This window comes from Methylobacterium haplocladii (assembly GCF_007992175.1).
In the GTDB taxonomy this organism is placed as follows: domain Bacteria; phylum Pseudomonadota; class Alphaproteobacteria; order Rhizobiales; family Beijerinckiaceae; genus Methylobacterium; species Methylobacterium haplocladii.
This window is the reverse complement of sequence record NZ_BJZT01000019.1, coordinates 17461-32626: the sequence shown is the minus strand read 5'-3', so window position 1 is coordinate 32626 and position 15166 is coordinate 17461. Positions and strand designations below refer to the sequence as shown.

The 15166-nt window shown below is 65.5% G+C and carries 11 protein-coding genes, 1 tRNA gene and 1 pseudogene; 9 read left to right on the top strand and 4 right to left on the bottom strand.

What is annotated here, in order from left to right:
* Window positions 1-2 precede the first annotated feature (2 nt).
* Complete coding sequence (locus MHA02_RS09915; RefSeq protein WP_147078479.1) at window positions 3-2291, bottom strand: GumC family protein; 2289 nt, start codon at window positions 2289-2291, stop codon at window positions 3-5.
* Between the two features lie 186 nt (window positions 2292-2477).
* On the opposite strand from MHA02_RS09915, the gene MHA02_RS09910 reads away from it, so the two are divergent.
* From MHA02_RS09910 to MHA02_RS22120, 3 genes are all read left to right on the top strand, one after another.
* Window positions 2478-3050: a polysaccharide biosynthesis/export family protein gene (locus tag MHA02_RS09910; protein ID WP_147078478.1), complete on the top strand. Its 573-nt coding sequence runs from the start codon at window positions 2478-2480 to the stop codon at window positions 3048-3050.
* Window positions 3051-3135: 85 nt separating this feature from the next.
* Complete coding sequence (locus MHA02_RS09905; RefSeq protein WP_147078477.1) at window positions 3136-3528, top strand: acyl-CoA thioesterase; 393 nt, start codon at window positions 3136-3138, stop codon at window positions 3526-3528.
* A 123-nt stretch (window positions 3529-3651) separates the two neighbouring features.
* Window positions 3652-3825, top strand: a complete 174-nt coding sequence (locus MHA02_RS22120; RefSeq protein ID WP_170249153.1) for a hypothetical protein — start codon at window positions 3652-3654, stop codon at window positions 3823-3825.
* A gap of 102 nt (window positions 3826-3927) precedes the next feature.
* Here MHA02_RS22120 and MHA02_RS09900 read toward each other — a convergent pair whose 3' ends face one another.
* Both MHA02_RS09900 and MHA02_RS09895 read right to left on the bottom strand, forming a co-directional pair.
* Window positions 3928-6243 carry a Tex family protein gene (locus MHA02_RS09900; RefSeq protein WP_147078476.1) on the bottom strand — a complete coding sequence of 772 codons (2316 nt, stop codon included), beginning with the start codon at window positions 6241-6243 and terminating at the stop codon, window positions 3928-3930.
* A 130-nt stretch (window positions 6244-6373) separates the two neighbouring features.
* Complete coding sequence (locus MHA02_RS09895) at window positions 6374-8434, bottom strand: rhamnosyltransferase WsaF family glycosyltransferase (protein WP_147078475.1); 2061 nt, start codon at window positions 8432-8434, stop codon at window positions 6374-6376.
* A gap of 490 nt (window positions 8435-8924) precedes the next feature.
* On the opposite strand from MHA02_RS09895, the gene MHA02_RS09890 reads away from it, so the two are divergent.
* From MHA02_RS09890 to MHA02_RS23055, 6 genes and pseudogenes are all read left to right on the top strand, one after another.
* On the top strand, window positions 8925-10193 hold the full coding sequence (locus MHA02_RS09890) for a class I SAM-dependent methyltransferase (RefSeq protein ID WP_238180481.1): 1269 nt from the start codon (window positions 8925-8927) through the stop codon (window positions 10191-10193).
* Between the two features lie 59 nt (window positions 10194-10252).
* Window positions 10253-11947 (top strand): AMP-binding protein, encoded by a 1695-nt coding sequence (locus MHA02_RS09885; protein WP_170249151.1) that lies wholly within the window; start codon window positions 10253-10255, stop codon window positions 11945-11947.
* 4 nt (window positions 11948-11951) lie between these two features.
* Window positions 11952-12212, top strand: a complete 261-nt coding sequence (locus tag MHA02_RS09880; protein WP_147078472.1) for an acyl carrier protein — start codon at window positions 11952-11954, stop codon at window positions 12210-12212.
* Window positions 12213-12243: 31 nt separating this feature from the next.
* Window positions 12244-13629: an alginate O-acetyltransferase AlgX-related protein gene (locus tag MHA02_RS09875; protein ID WP_147078471.1), complete on the top strand. Its 1386-nt coding sequence runs from the start codon at window positions 12244-12246 to the stop codon at window positions 13627-13629.
* 552 nt (window positions 13630-14181) lie between these two features.
* A tRNA-Ser gene (locus tag MHA02_RS09870) sits at window positions 14182-14271 on the top strand.
* 90 nt (window positions 14272-14361) lie between these two features.
* Window positions 14362-14547 (top strand): annotated as a pseudogene (locus MHA02_RS23055) (DUF6538 domain-containing protein); the annotation flags it as partial.
* 169 nt (window positions 14548-14716) lie between these two features.
* Here MHA02_RS23055 and MHA02_RS23050 read toward each other — a convergent pair.
* Complete coding sequence (locus MHA02_RS23050) at window positions 14717-15037, bottom strand: Qat anti-phage system associated protein QatB (RefSeq protein ID WP_497801049.1); 321 nt, start codon at window positions 15035-15037, stop codon at window positions 14717-14719.
* Window positions 15038-15166: the final 129 nt, after the last annotated feature.

Here is a 15166-nt window from a genome sequence, read left to right as displayed (position 1 = left end):
GTTCAGGCCGACAGGCGAAGCTGCATTTCCGGCTCTGCCGTCGGATCGCGGGCGACGAGCACCTGTCCCGCACCCGCTTCGGTGGCGAGCCCGTAGAGCGCGACGAGGCCGGCATCGTCCGGCTCGGCATCGGAGGCGATGACCACCGAATCCATGCAGGCCGACAGGGCCGAGAGCAGGTCGTCGGACGATGCGTCCGTGGCCGCGAGGCGGCAGATCACCCAGTCATAGGCCTGGGCCATGGCGTTGAGGCCGATCGCGAGGCCGTGCGGTTCGTCGAAGAGGATCGCGCGGTCGGTGAAGCCCGCGCGGACGACGTGATGGCGTGAGCCGGCGACCCGATGGATCACGTCGAGGAAGGCAGCCTCGCCGGCGACGAGATCCGTGAGGCCGGGATCGCTGCGATCCGTGGCTTGGCCGCTGACGTCGACGCTCAGCGTCGGCGCGCGGGCGGCCAGGGTCCGGGCGAGACCGGCGGCCAGACCGTCGGATTCGGAGGCCTGATCCGTGGTCTCGACGACGAGGACGCAGCGGCCGCCTTGGCCGGCCACCGTACCGAGGCGGTCGATCAGGGCCTGGAGCGCGAAATCGTCGTCTTGCTGCGGCGCGGGAGCCGGTTCGGTCTTCGGCGGCGCTCCGCCCATGGCGGGCATCGGCAGACTGCTGCGCTCTGCCACGAGCCGCGGGAAGTCGGCATTGGCGGTCACGACCGTCTCGAAGCCGCCATAGGCCGGCGCGAAGCGATGCGGTTCGCTGTGCTGCTCGGGCGGCATCGGCTCCGGATAGTCGATGCGCTCGGCGACGGGCTCCATGCGCTCGGACGGTGCGGGCTCGGAGCGGGCAGAGGTCTCCCGGCGATCGAGATGGTCCGGCGACGCCAGCAGGTGGCGGCCGAGAACGGCGGCGGCGGAGAGCATGAAGGCGAGCGCCGTGGCGAAGCCGACGACCGGGATCTTCTTCGGGAACGAGGGAAGCTCCGGCACCATGGCCCGCGAGACGATGCGCGCGTCTGCTGGCGTCGCGCTCTCGGCATCGCGTGCGGAGGCCTCGCGGTAGCGCGAGAGGTAGGATTCGAGCTGCTCGCGCTGGACCTTGGCCTCGCGCTCCATGGCGCGGAGCTGGATCTCGCTGGAATTGCCCTTGGCGACGACGTCGCTCTGGCCCTGAACCGTCGCCTGCAGGCTGTCGACGCGGGCACCGGCGATCTTGGCGTCGTTCTCCAGCGTGCGCACGATGCGCTCGGCGGCTGCCTTGATCTGCTTGTCGAGGTCGTCGACCTGCGCGGTCAGCTCCTTGATGCGCGGATGTGCCGGCAGCAGCGTGCGCGATTCGAGCGCGAGCTGTGCGCGCATGTTCATGCGGCTCTCGACGGTCCGGCGGATCAGATCGTTGTTGGCGACGTCGGGAATCTCGAAGGCGCGGCCGTCCTTGATCATCTCCTTGAGGATCTTCACCCGGCCGGTGAGGTCGGCCTTGATGGTGCGGGCCTGGCTGAGCTGGCTCGACAGCTCGCCGAGCTGCTGGCCGCCGAGGGAGGAACCGGCGGCGCCGGAGCTGATCAGTCCGTTCTTGACGCGGTAGGCCTCGACCTTCGCCTCGGCGTCGGCGACGCGGGCGCGCAGGGCGTCGATGTTGGTGCCGAGCCATGTCGAGGCATAGCGGGCGGTGTCGACCTTAGCCGCTTCGAGCGAGGCGATGTAGAGTTCGGAGATCGTGTTGGCCGCCTTGGCGGCGAGTTCGGGATCGCCGGCCCGGAACTCGACCTGCAGGATGCGCGACTTACCGGCCGGGTAGACCAGCAGCCGCTCGAAATAGGTGTCGAGGACGCGATCCTCGGGCTTGGCGTCGAGCGCCGGCTTGCCGAGGCCGGCCATCATCAGGAGGCTGCGGACCGGGCCGATCTCACCGACCGTCGGATCGAATTCGGGATTGCCGACGAGGCTCAGCCGGCGGACCGCCTCACGGGCCAAGTCGCGGGACATCACCACCTGGACCTGGCTCGCCACCGCCTGCTCGTCGATCGGCTGCGTCTGGTCGCCCCGCTCGGTGGCCGTGCGGGCGAAGGACGGGTCCCGGCTCTCGAGCAGGATCTTCGCCTCCGCCGTGTAGCGCGGCGAAACCACCTGCACGAACACGCCGGCGCCGATCGCAATCAGCAGCGTCGGGATCAGGATCCAGGCCCAGGCGCGACGCAGGATGGGAAACACCTGCGACAGCGTCATCCCGTCCCGCGCCAGCGGCGGGTAAGGCAGATGCGGGGAGGGATCGATGGTCGAGCTACGGCGAGGCATGGCAATCGTCTTTACGCGAGGCAAGACTTCGAAAGGCTGTCGGGCCTTCTCCACCAATAAGACCGGCCATGGTTTACTGCCGGTTAAAGTACGGCGCCGCGCCGGTGTGCGGATGCAGGACGTCAGTTTTCCTTAACCATATCGACGTAGAGCGAGGTCAGTCACTTCATTACGACGGCGTGTTTCATGAACCGGCGTGCATTCATCCTGGCACTCTCGTCGACGTTGGCGCTCGGGGGCTGCCTGCGTCCGAACTTCCGCACGAACGAGCTCGATGCCACCGGCACCGGCTCGATCGCGGCGCGATACACGCTGTCGGCGGGCGACAAGCTGCGCATCATCGTGTTCGGCCAGGACAACCTCTCGAACATCTACGCCGTCGACGGCGCCGGCCGCGTGGCGATGCCGTTGATCGGCACCATCTCGGTCGGTGGCCAGACCACGGCGCAGGCCGCGAAGGCCATCGAGAGCAAGCTCTCCAACGGCTTCTTGCGCGAGCCGCACGTGACCGTGGAGATCGACGCCTACCGGCCGTTCTATATCCTCGGCGAGGTCACGACCTCGGGGCAGTACCAGTACGTCAACGGCATGACCGTGGAGACGGCCGTGGCCATCGCCGCCGGCTTCGGGCCGCGGGCGGCGCGGGACTATGCGGTTCTGACCCGCGAGGGCCAGGGCGGTCTCGTCAACGGCATCGTGCCGATGAGCTACGCCGTGCGCCCCGGCGACACCATCGTGATCAAGGAGCGATTTTTCTAAGGAGCGCACCACCTCCTTCGAACTGGACCCGATCATTCGCGCGGAGCATGATGCACGCTCGACGCGATTCGGGGGAAAAGCTTAGATGGATGAGCCAGTTGCGGAAGCCGAGCCGAAGGGCGAGCTGACCGTGCGGACCATCGCCATGCCCGCCGACACCAACGCCAACGGCGATATCTTCGGCGGCTGGGTCATGTCGCAGATGGACCAGGCCGGCGGTATCGCCGGGGTCGACCGGGCGCAGGGCCGCGTGGTCACGGTCGCCGTCGACGCGATGACCTTCATCCGCCCCGTGCGCGTCGGCGACGTGCTCTGCGTCTACACGAACATCGGCCGCATCGGGCGCACCTCCATGACCATCGAGGTCGAGGCCTGGGCCCGCCGCTTCCGCACGCAGGTCCGAGAAAAGGTCACTGCCGCGACCTTCACCTTCGTCTCAATCGACGACGAAGGGCGCCCGCGACCGATCGCGACCTGAGGTCGAGGCTCGGCGGTGCGTTCCGAAATCCGCCGCGGTCGCCGTGACGATGACGCACCCCGATGAGCTTGACGCTTCGCGCTCGACCGAGGCCCTGTCGCGTTTTGCCGACGCGAGCGCACCATGAATCCCATTCGGGCCATCAAGGCCGCCTATGCCGCTCTCTGCGCGCGCATCTCGGACACGAGCGACAGGCTCGAACGACAGAACAGCGACCGGCTGAAGCGGCTCGCGGCGTACGGCGCCAGATATCCCAAGGGCAGCGCGGCGCACGATGCGGGTCGCGATCGGCATTGATGCCGATCCGGTAGATCGTCGGATATTTCGACGGCTGCCGATGCACCCGCCTTGCTTGCGAGTCCAGCGAAGCAAGCACGGAAACGACCGGTCGCCTCTGTCTCAGTTCCGCCGGCCCGACTGCGAAGCCGCCCGACGGAGCGCGTCGGCGAGCGCACCACCCGGCTCGTGCTGTGCGGCCGGCTTCGATTCCATGTGACGCGGATCGGGACGGGGGTTGCCCGGCCGCGGTGTCGAGCGGTCGATCGGGTCGTCGAGCCGCATCGAGAGGCCGATGCGCTTGCGGGGCACGTCGATCGACAGCACCAGTACGCGCACGACGTCGCCGGCCTTCACCACCTCCGAGGCCGCCGCGATCCGCTTCGTGGACATCGCCGAGATGTGGACGAGGCCGTCCTGGTGCACGCCGATATCGACGAAGGCGCCGAAGGCCGCGACGTTGGTGACGACGCCCTCCAGCTGCATGCCGGGCTTCAGGTCGGTGATCTTCTCAACCCCCTCCTGAAAGCTCGCGGTCTTGAAGGCCGGCCGGGGATCGCGGCCCGGCTTCTCGAGTTCGCTGATGATGTCGCGTACGGTGGGGATGCCGAAGCGGGCGTCGGCGAAGGCGGCCGGCTGCAGGCTTTTGAGCGCTGCAGCATTGCCGATCAGCGCGCGAATGTCGCTCTTCGTCGCCTCGAGAATGCGCCGCACCACCGGATAGGCCTCCGGGTGGACGCCGGAGCTGTCGAGGGGATCCTTGCCGCCCTGGATGCGCAGAAAGCCGGCCGACAGCTCGAAGGCTTTCGGGCCGAGGCCCGCCACGGACTTGATCGCCGTGCGGCTGCGGAACGGCCCGTTCGCATCGCGGTGGGCGACGATGTTGGCGGCGACGGACGTGCCGAGTCCCGAGACCTGCGACAGCAGCGAGGGCGACGCGGTGTTGACGTCGACGCCGACCGCGTTGACGGCGTCCTCGACGACCGCCGAGAGCGAACGCGACAGCTTCTGCTCGCTGATGTCGTGCTGGTACTGGCCGACACCGATCGACTTCGGGTCGATCTTGACCAGTTCGGCCAGCGGGTCCTGCAGGCGCCGAGCGATCGAGACTGCGCCGCGATGCGAGACGTCGAGATCGGGCAATTCGCGGGAGGCGATCTCGGAGGCCGAATAGACCGATGCGCCCGCCTCCGAGACCATGACCTTGGCCATCTTCAGATCGGGGTTGGCGGTCAGGATCTCGGTGGCCAGCCTGTCGGTCTCGCGCGAGGCGGTGCCGTTGCCGATGGCCAGCATCTCGACCTTGTGCTGGCGGCACAGTTTCCCGAGCGTCGCCACGGTGTCGTTCCAGCGCCGCTGCGGCTCGTGCGGATAAGTGGTCTCGACAGCCACGACCTTGCCGGTCGCGTCGACCACGGCGACCTTCACGCCGTTGCGGTAGCCGGGATCGAGACCCATCGTGGCGCGGCCGCCGGCGGGCGCCGCCAGCAGCAGGTCCTTGAGGTTGCCGGCAAACACCTTCACCGCCTCGGTCTCGGCTTTTTCGAAGAGGCGCGTGCGCAGGTCGGACTTGACGCCGGCGCGGAGCTTGGTGCGCCAGGCCGAGCGGACGACCTCCAGCAGCCAGCCGTCGCCCGGGCGTCCCCTGGCGGCGATGCCGTGACGGCGGCAAATGGCGAGTTCGTAAGGGCCCGGCGTGCCGAACGCGGAATCCTCGCCTTCGGCTGCGAGGTCGATGTCGAGGATCCCTTCCGTCTCGCCGCGAAACAGCGCGAGGATCCGGTGCGACGGCATCCGCTCCAGCCGCTCGCTCCAGTCGAAATAGTCGGAGAATTTGGCGCCCTCGGCAGCCTTGCCCTTCTTGACCGTCGAGACGGCCGCGCCGGATTTCCAGAAATCCTCGCGCAGGCGGCCGACGAGATCGGCGTCCTCGGCAAAGCGCTCTGTGAGGATCGCCTTCGCTCCCTCCAGGGCCGCCTCGACCGTGTCGATGCCCTTGGCGATCGATACGAATTCCTCCGCGATCTTGCACGGATCGATCTCAGGCCTCGCGAGCAGGCTATCGGCCAGCGGTGCGAGGCCGGCCTCGCGGGCGGTCTGCGCCTTCGAACGCCGGCGAGGCTTGTAGGGCAGGTAGATGTCTTCGAGCCGGGCCTTAGTGTCGGCGCGGGCGAGCGCAGTCGCGAGTTCGGGCGTCAGCTTCCCCTGCGCGCGGATGCTCTCGATCACGGCGTCGCGGCGCTTCTGCAGATCGCGCAGGTAGCCGAGGCGCTCCTCCAGATTGCGCAGCTGTGTGTCGTCGAGGAGGCCGGTCGCTTCTTTCCGGTAGCGGGCAATGAAGGGAACAGTGGAGCCGCCATCGAGCAGCTCCACCGCGGCGGCGACCTGGGCCTCCCGGACACCGAGCTCTTCGGCGATCAGCTGGGTCACGGACGTCATGAGGGCTCCGGCAGGCAGACGGGCGGCGATACGCCCATCCTAGCCGGATTGCGAAGAGAAGTGGTCGGATCGAAGGCGCAGGACGGCTGGGCGGAGCGACGATGCCGGCTGTCGGCCCGACGGATAGGGCTCAGTTCAGGGACGCAAAGACCGTATCCAGCGTTTTGGCGTCGAACACGTCGTCCCAACGTCGATCCGTCAACCGCAGCCGGTTCGCCTCGCGCCTTTCCAGATCGCCGGCCCGAGCGACAGCCTCACGCAGGGCAGCGGCCACACCGTCGATGGTCGCCTGACACGGCACGATGTTCGAACAGATCGCCTCCAGATCGTCTGCCGCGCGGTTCTCGTAGACATTGGTGACGACCACGGCACCCGTTGCCGCGAACTCGAACGGCACGACGCTCGGATGTGGCGCGAACATCAGGCTGAGCCCAATATCGATGTTGTTCATGAAGGTTTCGTACATGTCGAGCGGCATCTTCTGCCGCATCTGCAGGCTATGGCCACCGCCGAGCGGCAGTTCGTGGTCCTCGGTAAGACCTCCGAGCCCGAAGAACTGCCAGGACGCATCGAATACCCCGTCGGCACAGAGGCGGCGCAGGGCGAGATACCCCAACTCGAAGAGATTGCGGGCCGCGTGCATCTCCGGCCTAGCGTAGAATGCAAGTGTCCAAGACGTCTTCCTGCCCGAGAGAGGCTGGGTCTTCAATCGTGTCGGAACATGCTCGAACACATGGAAATCGCGACCTTCCGCGGCCTCGGCAGTCTCGAAAGCGCCGATCCCGTGTCCCCGGAAGAAATTGGTCAGGAACCTGCTGTTGAACAGCGGGACGTGGGCGTAATCATAGGCCGACTCGGTGAGCGCACGCGCCGAGCCGCATTCGTAGAAGATCGGCTCGTATTCCTGCGCGAACAACAAAAAGCGCTTGCTACGCGTGTGGGCGAGGTATGGCTGGACCACATACGCATCCCAGACCGAATAGACGACGAAGATGTCGTTCGGGCCGATCTCGATCTTCGTGCCGACCGATCTATTGACGTAAGGCGCGTCCGCGACGACCCGCTTTAGTGCCTCGTCCTTCTCGAGATAGAGAAAGTAATCGAGACCGTCGGAATTGTCTTCCGTGACGAAGATGCCGATCTGCCGGCCCGATCGGACGACGGCCTTCATGAACTCGAAAACGGCTTTATAGCCGCCGAAGCTGAGGTCGGGGTTGAGGTTCGGTAGGCAGAACCAGACCCGTGGAGCCGCGGTCGCAGAGATAGCATGTGGGAGTGCCTGCATGCGCTTCTCGATATCTTTGGCGCGTTGCAGGAGCTTGGGCTCCGATATGCCGGACATCCGTGCTTCGAGCGCATAGCGCATGTCGTGCTTCGGGCGCCGCTGCTCCTCGCGGCCGGCCACGACGTAGTGGTGGAAGGCCGAGCGCATCGTTCCGGCCTGCACGGCCGCCGCCACATCGGTGTAGAACAGGCGATACCAGGTTTCGTCGAACGCGTCCGATGGGCTGTAGCCTTGTGCTGCGCCAAATGCGATATAGTGCGGCAAGGCGTCTTGCGCGTTCGCCTCTTCAGGCAAGTACCGCGCCTTATAGTAATTCGCGTCGAAATGCTGCGGAAGCAAATCGTCGAAGACAGGTTGTCCGTTCTGCCGTTCCGGCGCGCGATGACCGAAGTACCGCCCATACGCATAGTAGAATTCGTAGACGCCTAAAATCGGGAAATGGCTGAGGAATTTTCGAGCGAACGGATGCGCATCGAGATAGCGCGGCCCGTCGAAATCCTCTCTTCGGACGTCCGAAGCCGGAGGCTGGTCCGACATCGCGAGAGCCATCGTGGCGTTCGGCGCGCGTCCCTCATGGAGCCCGTCGATGACGAAGTGGGTGAAGCCCGAATAGATCATGCCGGACGAAACCGATGCGGCGACGTCCTCATACGCGTCCAGGTACCAAGCCTCGTCGAACAGAGGATTGATGCTGAACGCGCGAAAACCCTGATCCGAAAAATACACCAGGATCGGGTCGTCGATCCGGTTCCGAAGATCCAACCGCCGGCTGAACCAAGTCTTGTCGAAGCAGGCCGAGATGTCGCTGCGCGCTTTCGCGCTATGCTCCATAAATCTTTGCCGTCCCCGCGTCAGGGATTCGACGACGTCGCGGCCAAGGGTGTCGCGGTTGGCTGCGGCTGCCATTCGGTCTCCGTTCTGATGAGGCCATCTTGGACTCGACAATTCATGCTTTGGCAATAAATAAACCAATCGAATTTGCATCAATTAATAAAACAAGCGGTCTATTTCGACGCTTGAATATTGTTTAGTTTGCCGAGCATTGATCCAAATTTTACTTTCCGTCGATTGGGCCGAATATCGTCGCGCTCGTCGACGACGCAGGACGCTAGCGGGGTGCGCCGGAACAGGAAAAGCCCGTTTTTGGAAAAGTGTTGTGTGCCTTTTGCGCTTTCGTTCGCCGCATTCGCCTGACAAGCCCAACGACCTTCGGAGGCCGTTAGGGTGTTGTTAAAGAATGAATAGCTCACTCGCTTCCAGCGCACGTCTGCCTGAATCCGACGCACAGCTCATGCTCGCGTTTCAGCCACCTTGCCGTCTCCTGGGGCGATTTCTGCCCGGCGCCGATCCGCACGCTTCCGTCAACGTATCCTGTGATGGACGCCACTGGGCCCGTGTGCCCGTCACGCAGGACGCCGACGGCCCGAACTTCGCACTCGATCTGCCGAGCGTCGCCAAAACCCGACCGATCGACATCGCGATCACGTCGATCGGCGAGGGGCTGCTGGGCGCCATGACGGCGCGTGTTCAGCCGCGCCTAAACGCGCATGGCCTCGCTGCCGCAAGCGTGCTCGCCGTCCACGACCAACCGCAATTCGGTGCGCCCTGGATGTCGTTCGACGGCGCCCGCATCGTGGTGTCCGGCTCGCATCTCCCGCCGGGGGGTGACCCCGGTCAGTTGTCCGTTCGGTTCGGCCCCGGCGTTGCCTTCGAAGTGGCCTATCCGCTTCCCTCGCCCGAGTTCGAGCATCACTTCTGGTACTGGCCGAACGGCGGCCTCTCGAACTTTCAGATCACGATCGATCTCGCATCGTCGGCCGCGGGGAGCGATCCGTTCTCGTTCGAGTTCGTCTATCCGACCGCAGCGCCCTCATCACATTCAACCGACGGCATCCAGGGTGTGGGCCGAAAGGTCTACATCCCGCGGCGTCTGGACAGTGCGGTCTGCTTTCCGCGCGACTCGAACCAGCTTACGCGCGTCCAGACCTGGTCGAACGACCTGAGCGTGAACTTCACCGGGTATTCGGCCTTCAAGACGATCGAATCGCTCTTCGGCCATTACGGCGTGCGCGCCGGACCGGGCGTCACCATTCTGGACTGGGGCTGCGGGCACGGGCGCGTGACGCGCCACCTGATCCAGAACTGGCCGGAGGCGCGGATCTCCGGGGCCGACGTGGACCGGCAGAACGTCGAGTGGTGCAACGCGCATCTCGACGGCGACTTCGTCACCCTGCCGCTGCGCCCGCCATCGAGCATCGCGGATGCGAGCCTCGACGGCATCTTCGGCATCTCGGTCATGACGCATCTGACCGCCGACGTGCAGCAGTTATGGCTGAAGGAGATCGCGCGCATCCTGAAGCCGGACGGCGTCGCGCTGATCACGTTCGCCGGATTTGCCGCGGTCTCGTTCGCGTCGGTGTTCCGGTCGCCGGAATGGTGGCAGCGCTGGCAGGAGACGGAGTTCGACGACGAGCAGCACGATCCCGCCCTCGACGGCAAGATCGACGACGGCACCTATTATCGAAACACGCTGCAATCCCCGAGCTACACGCTCGGCGCCTGGGGCGACTACCTGGAAATCGTCGACATCTATCCGGGCGCCATCGGCAATCAGGATGTCGCCGTCCTGCGGCGCAGAAACGCCGCCAAGCGATCCGCTTCTTGATGGGTCCGCTGCGTGCGCAGGGCGACGTCCGGATGTCCCCGTCCCCGCGGTCCGGTGCCATGAACTTGATCGATCAAGTCCACGCACATGCGGACCGGATGCCGGACAAGCCGTTCCTGGTACATTGGCAGGACGGTCGATACGTCGTTCAGACCTTCGGAGACCTTCGCGACGCGGCGATGCGGGTCGGGGCGGCATTGTCGTTGCCGGCCGACGGATCGACGTCCGACATCGTGCTGCTGTTCCTGAAACATCATCCGCTTCAGGTCCCGGCCTATCTCGGGGTCATGATGGCCGGCTTGGTCCCGTCCTTCATGTCCTTCCCGACGCCGAAGCAGCAGCCGGAACTGTACTGGCAGGCGCACGCGGCACTCATCCGGCGGATCCGTCCGCGGGCCATCGTGGCCTATGACGCGATCTTCGAGCCGCTCCTTCCGCTGGCCGAAGAAGTCGGCGCCAGACTTGTGGCGATCGACCGGATCGCCGACGGAGACGTCGACTGTCCGCGTGTCGACCGAGACGACGGCCATACGGCACTCCTGCAGCACTCGTCGGGGACGACAGGCCTCAAGAAGGGCGTCGCACTGACCTTCTCGCAGATTCGTATCCAGGCCGAGGCCTACGCGCCGGTCATCGGCTTGTCGGAGCAAAGCGTCGTCGTCAGCTGGCTTCCGCTCTACCACGACATGGGTCTGTTCACGGCCCTGCTGATCCCGCTCACGGTCGGGGCCACCGTCGTTGTGATGGATGCCTTCGAGTGGGTCGGGAAGCCGGAGCTGCTGTTCCAGCTGATCGAGCGCTTCCGCGGCACCCATTGCTGGCTGCCGAACTTCGCCTTCCAGCATCTCGTCAACACGGTCCCGGCCGACGGATCGGCACGCTATCGGCTCGACAGCATGCGGCTCTTCACGAGCTGTTCCGAACCGGTCAAACACGTGACCCTCGATGCCTTTGCCGATGCTTTTGCCGATCGCGGGGTTCGCCCGGAGCAACTCGCCGCTTGCTACGCCATGGCGGAGACGGGTTTCGCGGTGTCGCATTCTCCCGCGGGACGACGAGCACCGGTGCGCTGGTACGACGCCGATCTCCTCGCCTCGCGCGGGCGCGCCGTGGCAGCAGTGCCCGACCGCCCGGGATCCAGGCCGCTCGTATCGAATGGCCCTGCGCTCTCGGGCGCTGACGTCCGCATCCTTCCGCTGGAGACGCACGCCGACCGTTCGGATGCGGGCGGCGACGGACCCGGAATCCGCGTCGGCGAAATCGCCGTACGCGGCGCCTTCGTCTTTGCCGGCTATCACAACGACCCGTCGGCGACCGAAGCCGCCTTCGCCTCGGACTGGTATCGTACCGGCGATGTCGGCTTCATCGACGATGGCGAGATCTTCATCAGCGGCCGGATCAAGGACATCATCATCGTTCACGGCCGCAACTACTACGCGCACGACATCGAGGAGATCGTCTCGCACGAAAGCGGGGTGCTACCCGGCCGCTCGGTCGCCATCGGCGTTCCGAATGCCCAGACCGGGAGCGAGGATGTCGTCATCCTCGCCGAAACGCGGGTCGAAGGCGACGACACTCAGCGCACGCTCAAACGTACGATCAAGCAGTCGATCTTCTCGCGGCTCGAACTCACCGTGCACAGCGTGGTGCTCGTGTCGCCGGGATGGCTCACCAAGACCAGCAGCGGAAAGATCAGCCGATCCGAAAACCTGGCGCGCTACCGCGCGGATCGAGATGCGACAGCACGAGGATGATGCGATGAACACGGAGCGTGAAGCGATACGACGAGTCATCGCTCAGACATTCGCGGTCGATCTCGACGCCGTCCCTGACGCGGCGGGTGCCGAAGACGTCGACGGCTGGGATTCCTTATCCCACACCGTGCTGATGATCCGGCTTCAGAACGCGTTCAAGATCCGGATTCCCGAAAGTCTGGCCGCCGACGCCGCCAACGTCGGCGATCTGATCACGGGGATCGAAGGTCTGGTTACGTCGACACACGGCGCCCAGGCGTCCTGAAAGATCGCGAAAGCGGCCGAAGGAGAACGGGTTGCTAGCAGGATCGGATATTTCCATCGCCGAAGGGCGCGAGGGCTGGCTGTTCCTCGAACGCTATCTCGACGCGCGGCCGCTCGACTTCGCATCCAACCTGTCCGATTGGGCGCGGACGACGCTGCCGCTCCAGCGCAGCATCATGAAGAGCCGCCATGAGCGGCTCGCGAAGCGCGGGATCGACTTCGTGTTCCTCGTCGCGCCCGAGAAGTCGAGCATCTACGCGGAGCATCTCCCCGACGGGATCGTGCCCGACCTGCCGACGGCCGCGGGACGCCTGACCGCGGCGGCCGTTGCGGACGGCGTGCAGGCGATCGACCTCGTCAGCCTCCTGAACGGCGCCAAAGGTGTCGTGCCGGTCTATTACGACGTCGATTCCCATTGGACGAGCTTCGCCGCCTATCGGGTCTATCGCGAAATCCTCAAGCGGATGCCGGCGCATCTGGACCAGCGGCCGATCGATTTCAGCGCGATCCGCTATCATGACCGGCAAGTCTTCGGTGATCTCGGCATTCACCTGCAGCCGGAACGCACCGGATACCTTCAGCAGGCCGAGATCGCGGGACGCGACTTGGTCTCCGTCAGCGATACCTTCGACGAGCGCGAATACGCCTTTCAGCAGCATACCTGCCCGCAGGGGCGTGGCCGGGCGCTCGTCGTGCGCGACTCGTTCACGACCTTCCTCGCGCCGTTCCTGTCCCGCACCTTTGCCGAAACGACGTACATCGCTCCTCCCAGCGTTCTGCCGGACGACCTCATCGACGATCTGAGGCCGGACGTCGTGATCGTCCAACTGGCCGAACGGGCGCTGTTCTACCGGCCCGACCTTCTCGCGGATTGGAGTATCCGCGGCTGGCGCGACATCTACCTCGAATCGGAATCGGACCATCCGGCGCGCAAGCAGAACCGGCGTACGCGACAGGCAATGCGCGAGAACGATTGGGCGGAAGCCCTGCTCTCCGCCGAGGCGGCGGCCCTCCTCGATGCCGAAGGCCGTTTCACCGGCAATCTGGCCGAGTGCCGCCTGCGAACCGGAGACGCGGCCGGAGCCCTGGCGGCGGTCGAACGCGCCGACAAGCACACCGATCGATATCAGGGCACGCTCGCAGCCCTCGCGCTCGCAGCCCTCGGCCGCCGGTCCGAGGCGCTCGATCGTCTGGATGCGGTGCTCCTGCTCCAGCCGAACAACGCCCGCCTGCTGATCCAGAAGGCCGAATGGCTCCTCGAGGCACAGCGTCCGCACGAGGCGCTCTCACCGCTCGGATGTGCGCTGGCCATCGCGCCAGGACATGCCACCATTTTGTATCGGCTCGGCGAAGCGCGCCACGCGCTCGGAGATTTCACAGGCGCCAAAGCAGCCTTCGAGGCGAGTGGGCTCATATAAGAGATATTGTGGGCAAGCCTCTCTCAATCTCCGGCGATGCATGATGATCGCCGCGATGGGCGAAGACTTGGCTTGTCGGCACAAGTGTGGTTTGTAGACAGACGATCTGTCCTTTGGAAAACCGAAGGCACTGTACGCTCAAAAGCTTCAGATCGCGAAGAAGACTGCAGCGGCGCAGAGCCGCCGGAACGAACATCCGGTCCAGTCTGTCGCCCCCACGGCTTCACGTGCCGGACAGGAATCGATCTGCGCACGTGCGATGAGCGACATTCCGGTGCTTCATCCCACCATTCCCTGGTCCACCGTCAGCACGATCGTCGCCGACCTCCAATCCGGGCCGATGTGCTTCGGCATTCGATAGGGCGCCATGCGATGATCCATGCGCGTTTTCTCGGCTTGCCCTCCCATTCCGACCCCGCTATGACCGCCTCCGGCTTTCGCCGCACTGCCATGACGAAGCGTATTCGGTCTTGGTTTGCAGCGAACGCCCTCGGTGACGATGGTGGTGATGTTGGCGCTTCTGGCAGCCGGCGCCTCACGGATCTCACTGGAGGAGAGGTGGCAGAGCGGTTGATTGTACCGCACTCGAAATGCGGCATGGGTGCAAGCCCATCGGGGGTTCGAATCCCCCCCTCTCCGCCAGCCATCCCGGCAACCTCCTGAGGAATCACATACTTCGACCCTGACAAGGGTTTAGCTGCGCCGTCGTGGTACACAAAGGTGGTACGCACGATGATTCTCCCCGCATCCCGCCCATGGCGGCATCCCCGGAGCGGCGTGTTCTGGTTCCGCAGACGGGAGCCGAAGGAACTGCTGTTCCTGGTCGGCAGGACTGAGGAACGGAAGAGCCTCCGTACGAAGGAACCGACGATCGCCCGAAGCCGCTGGCTGCTCGCCGCCGTCGAGGTCGACGAACGCTGGTCGCTCCTTCAATGTGTCGTAGGTACCCTGGCCGCGCCCCGCTGCCGCGTCGCATCCGCCCCGCCTCCGCCTCCGCCCGACGCGTCCGCTCCTTCGGTTCCTTCCAAGCCCAAGCGCGCTACGTTCACCGCCTACGCCAGGGAGGCCGCCCTCGCTCCTTCGACGGTCAAGTGCTGGACCGGCGTCCTCGTCGCCCTCGAGGACGCGGTCGGCGCCGACGATCTGGCCGCTCGTCACCCGCGACGACCTCGTGGCCTGGAAGGGCGCCCTGCTCGAAGCCGGGCGCGATCTGGAACTCGATCATGATCGCGATGATGTCGTCGGGCGTCAGCGCCGCCGGATCGAAGATCTCGACGTCGGGCAGGACCTCGGCGATAGCCTCTTGGATGGCGATACGGATGCGATCCGCGTCGCCGTTTTCCGGCGCGAGGGCGCGGGCGATCTCCTGTGCGGCGTAACCGAGCGTCCGGCCGACGAGGCCCGACAGGTCGAGCCGGCGAAAGCGGCTCCGTCCCCACCCGCGCCAAGGTTGCCGAGCAAACCGTACAGGCTTCCGCCTGCTTGATCGGCTGGTTGGCGTCGTTCACCTACCTCGCCATGGAGCGGTATTGGCCAC